The 5130-nt window shown below is 39.4% G+C and carries 3 protein-coding genes; all 3 read left to right on the top strand.

What is annotated here, in order from left to right:
- Positions 1-143 precede the first annotated feature (143 nt).
- The 3 genes from gmtY to gmtX are packed head-to-tail and all read left to right on the top strand — an operon-like array spanning position 144 to position 5037.
- On the top strand, positions 144-1631 hold the full coding sequence (gmtY, locus tag BMX21_RS18880) for a gamma-mobile-trio recombinase GmtY (RefSeq protein WP_092047031.1): 1488 nt from the start codon (positions 144-146) through the stop codon (positions 1629-1631).
- A gap of 3 nt (positions 1632-1634) precedes the next feature.
- Positions 1635-4370: a gamma-mobile-trio integrase GmtZ gene (gmtZ, locus tag BMX21_RS18875; RefSeq protein WP_092047028.1), complete on the top strand. Its 2736-nt coding sequence runs from the start codon at positions 1635-1637 to the stop codon at positions 4368-4370.
- 16 nt (positions 4371-4386) lie between these two features.
- Positions 4387-5037 carry a gamma-mobile-trio protein GmtX gene (gene gmtX / locus BMX21_RS18870; RefSeq protein ID WP_092047026.1) on the top strand — a complete coding sequence of 217 codons (651 nt, stop codon included), beginning with the start codon at positions 4387-4389 and terminating at the stop codon, positions 5035-5037.
- The last annotated feature ends 93 nt before the right edge of the window (positions 5038-5130 follow it).

Below are 5130 nucleotides of genomic sequence, written 5' to 3'. Positions count from 1 at the left end.
TTATATAAGGTAATAATTTTATAATCAAACTATGTATAAAGGTACTATATTATCAAGATATAGTACCTTTTTTATATACACATATTGAATAGTATATGGTATTATAAATAATATGTTAATCAATCTATATGGATGGATAAGAGATGAATTATGTAAAGGTATACACAAAGACATACAGAGATAATTCAGCAAGATACATAGAGCTGCCATCTCTTTTGATAGAGCAAGATGGAGAGACACAGATATTTGGACAGCTACTGCGCTATCAGATCAAGTATAGCCATAAGAGCAGGACTTGGCATAACAAGCTCATACAGGCTGTTGGGTTGTTATTTGATTACATGAATGCCAATCCCAACAACTATGTATCTGCTAAAGACTTCTTTGAACTGTTTGCAGAAGCGATATATTCAGGCACTATCGATGAAGAAGGGAATGATCCTTCGGGTTTATACTGGCTTCCCAAAAAGGCACAGACAGCCAATACCCTACTATCATCATTAAGCGACTTCTCAGACTGGCTGTATATCAACTACAAGACGGAACAGCTTAATCCTTGGAGAGAAGCCACAAGGTATGAGGAACGTCTTAAATATATGGCTCTGATCAACAGAAGTGAGCGCTCATTCTTGGGACACCTTGATGATATCCATGACATTTCTGAAACGGCTAAAACAGTAAGAAATGTTGTAACCCACAAAAACCCTTATGCGGTAAGAAATGGCACAAAGGCTTTTCCAGAGGACAAGATAGAGAAGTTACTTAGAGAAGGCTTTAAGAAAACACGCAAGGGCTATGAATTAGATTTAATAGATGGTTATAACTGGAGAGACATAGCAATCACTATACTTATGCATTACGGAGGTCTGCGTCATAGTGAGCCTTTTCATTTATGGGTGCAGGATGTTATCCCTGATCCAGAAGATCCGGACATGGCAATAGTAAGGATTTATCACCCATCAGAGGGGAAGGCTCCTCATGATTTCAAAAATCCAAGCACCGGTAAATATGTAACAGACAGAGCATCATACCTGAAGCTAAAATATGGTCTTATACCACGCAATCAGTACGCTTCTTCAAACAAGAGGTTTGCAGGATGGAAGAATCCAAGACTTGATGATGAGGACAATATGTACATGAATGTTTATTGGTTTCCAAGAGAAGCGGGTTATGTGTTCATGTATGTATGGAAAAAGTATTTGCATCAACGAATCAGATACGGCATTAAGGACACCCATCCATTTGCGTTTGTGTCTTTTGATCCAAGATATCTAGGTGAAATGATGCCTATAAGAACGCAAACAGAAGCACACAATAAAGCCTGTGAAACAATAGGGCTTGAAGTATCAAAGTTTAATGGAACAAGTAATCATGGTCACAGACATTCTTATGGTCAAAGAATGAAAAATGCAGGCATAGACAAGAAAGTACGACAGGTTGCTATGCACCATAAGTCAGAAGAATCACAGAATGTTTATACTGAGCCTACAGTTACAGAAGTTACAAGTGCTCTCAGCCAAGCAACAAGCTCCTTGGAACAAGGTATGGTGCTTCCAATGAAGACGGAGATAGATTCATGGTATGAGGAAGAAAAGAAAAAAACAAAGAAATACATAATGGGGAAGAAATAGTATATGGCTAGATACGACAACAAGACTAAATATAAGGTTATCGAGGAGGTGTGTAATGGCAAAACATCCATGGATATCCAGCGTGAATATGGCGTAAGCGCTTCTGCAACAATGGGCTGGCTTCGTACTTTTGCTGAAAACGGACCGTTTAAAGGAGATAAACTCACACCAAAAGATTACGCTAGACTTGAAAAGCTACAGGAATCAGCAAAGAAGCGTGAAATTGAAATGCGCTGCCATGGAACAACCACGAATGAGAGTTTTGAATGGCTACTTGAATATGATCCAGCCCTTGCCGAATGGAAAGCTTATGCTGAGGAATGGATAAAAACAGTAGTTAGAGGAAAAGCACCAGCATTAGATGCTTTATCCAACTTCTTTAAAAAATACATAATAGCAATGAATCTGACACGCTCAGTTCAAGAATTTGTTTCAAAGACCTATGAAGCACCTGATTTCTATGAAATTCTTTATTCTGAACGAGAAAGTCAACCCAATGCCTTGAAAGAGGCTAAAAAGCTCGTTGCTTTTATCAACTGGATACTTGAAGAAAAGTTTTCTGTTGAAGATGATTATGGCAAGAAGCTGATACCTGCCGAGTTTCATAATCCGCTAGAACAGTATTTGCCAGACCATGTAGACCGTTCTAACAGAAGCGAATCAGATAAGAATGTACTGCCTTATCGCTACATAAAGGAACTTCGTAATCTCCTAGTTCCGTCTGATGCAACCTGCTTTAGAGACTTAACACTTGCACAGGAGCTTACTAATTCGCGTACGTCTGGCGGTGACTGGTTTATTGTTGACAGACATCTGATTGATAAGAATGATCCTGACTGTGTTTTCAGAAAAAGAAAAGCATCACCTTATGAGATCAAAACAAAGGGATGTAGCGAATATGTTTACGAAATGTGGTGTCCTGCAAGGACTATCTGCTTATTGACAAAGCTGATGCTTCCAATCCGCACATATCAGGCAAGAATGCTTGATAGCGGTGAAATGGATACTTTCAAATATGTTCAGAAGGATAAGTATAAATATGGTGAATGGGTCAAAAATGATTCTCCTTTATCACAAGGAACAGAAAGAAAGCCTTGTGAAAAAGGTGTTTTGAGAAAGTTTATTGATCCTACTACAAACCTCGAAATGACAGGCTTTTTCATTAACACCAATAAAACTGCGGACATCAACAAAGACGAAGCTGATAAAGGCTACAACATGCCTTGGCAGTATGAGGAAATGCAGTATTGGCTTGCTAAGTTAAGAGACTGGCAGAAAAAGTACAATCCCATCTCAAGACCTACTGCATGGACTGAATTGACGGTAACTCAATTAGGACACGCAAAAGACGTAAAAGTCCTAAAAGCCATGGGAACGGCTACTTTCCTGTTCAGAGATGCTGCAAGTGAAAATAAACATCTACCATTAAGACGGAGGGCATTAGAAAAACCTTTGTGGTACAAACTGCTCCAATGTCTTGAACAAAAAGTGAATCAGAATGCTACTACAGAAGCTGAACAAAATCTAAAATTTGTTCATGAGGATTCAGAAAGAACTACTTATTATCCGCTTCATTCGCTTCGAGTATCTCTTATCACAGCATTTGCTCTTGAAGGCGGCGTCCCTATGCCTGTTCTTTCCAAGTGCATAGCAGGCCACGCAAGGCTTGTTATGACTCTGTATTACACAAAAATGGGTATCTCCTACATCACTGATACCATGAAAAAAGCTGATACAGAGATACTAAAGCAGGATCAGGAATCATTTGAGAGGTTTATCAGAGACGCGAAGTATAAGCAGTTAGAAATAGGCACTGCTGTTAATGATACGGCTGCGTATGACGCTGTTTTAAGCGCTCAAAAGTCAAAGGCAAGCATTGTTATGTCCGACAAAGGAATATGCCCTAAAGGGTGCTTTGGATGCGATACAGGCGGTACTTATGTGAATGATGATACTGACAAGGTAACATACGGCCCAGTACAGGGATACCCTGCTCATAACTGTGTCCGTTGCAGATGGTTTATCACAGGCCCTGCCTTCTTACCGGGACTTGTAAATCATTTCAATGTATTAAGTTATGAGATGTCTGAAACATCCAAAAGAGTTACCAGATATCAGAAAGAATCTGAGGAACTTGAAAACAGTAAATACGAAGTTGAACAGCATGGGGAAATCTTTGAACAGTACGAAGAACTCCTTAAATATGAACAGCTCTTACAACAGGAACTACAAAAGGGCGATGATATAGCAAACAACCTAAACGCTACACTTAGGCTTATTGATAAATGCCAAAAGATATCCAAAAGTGGTAATGACAATGATTCAAGTTCCACACAGCTAGTACCTGTTGGAACAGTTCAAGATGTTGGTTTCCTACTTGAAGCAGAAGCTGACGAAATGCATCAGTTACAAGCAATATGTAACGGAGCAGAATTATTCCCTGAGACAGATGCAAGCAAGGCTTTACTGAAAAGATCACAGATAATAGACATGACGCTGATGTTTAACAAAAAGCAACCAGTGATGTTCACTCTATCCGAGGAAGAACAGCTCCTTGCAGGAAATCAGTTTATGAGGCTGCTTATTAAAAGAGCTGGAAGCCTTAAGGAGGCAATTCCCTACGCTATCGGCAGAAAAAAGCTTGAAGAAATCGGCATTTACAACGAATTTGAAAAAGAACTGAAAATCATGAGATATGACGCACCTTTAAAACTTCTATCCACTAATAATGATGCCTAATTTGAGAGGTAATAGAATGAGTAATATACATCCAGACGAATTATACGAACAGCTATGCGAGAACGCTACTAGCAGAAAGAAGAAAACACTCACTCTTGTGCATGAAGTATGCAGGAAACAGAGTGAATCAGATGTGAAAGACTTTTCTCTTGGTACTATTGCAGGACTTATGGCTGAGAAAGGCGGTTTAAGTGAGCAGGCTTTGCGTAACAAAAACGCAGAGCCTTACAGACTCCTTATCAGTAGGTGGGCTGAGTATTCTAATACAACCACCAAAAAGCCCAAGAAAAAGGCGGTAACAACGCTTAATGATGAGATACTATCACAGATCGCTGAACCAACTGTCAAAGCTCTTGTAGGCATGATAATAGCTGAGAACAAGAAACTTAGAAACGAAAATAACATGCTCAAGAATCAGACCTGCATCACCATAGATATGCGTAATCAGAAAAACGTCACTTCTCCAAACTCCGATGTGGTTGTAGTATCAGCACTTGATGATCTGACCGAAACAGAGATCAACGCTTTAAGAGATGCTGTTTCTGAGAGATTTTTCAAGGAACGTGGCTGGGCTACTGACGAGCAGGGACGAGTTAAGGAAAAGGGTTATCCAGTATATAAAACCGGATATGTTACGGCTATAAAGAAGATACTGAAGCAGATTTAACGTAAGCGCGAAAAAATTAGGTGGATCGCTACCGCAATTAATTAGGTTCATAATGGATTCGAATAACGTACATTTTACTATGTTTAAAGTCGA

The sequence above is a fragment of the Butyrivibrio sp. TB genome (assembly GCF_900110805.1).
Lineage (GTDB): Bacteria > Bacillota > Clostridia > Lachnospirales > Lachnospiraceae > Butyrivibrio > Butyrivibrio fibrisolvens_C.
Note: the sequence above shows the minus strand (reverse complement) of the source record. Positions and strands in the feature narration are given on the sequence as shown.

Coding starts and splice junctions, on each gene's coding strand:
- gmtZ (WP_092047028.1), top strand. CDS start 1,635: ATGGCTAGATACGACAACAAGACTAAATATAAGGTTATCGAGGAGGTG.
- gmtY (WP_092047031.1), top strand. CDS start 144: ATGAATTATGTAAAGGTATACACAAAGACATACAGAGATAATTCAGCA.
- gmtX (WP_092047026.1), top strand. CDS start 4,387: ATGAGTAATATACATCCAGACGAATTATACGAACAGCTATGCGAGAAC.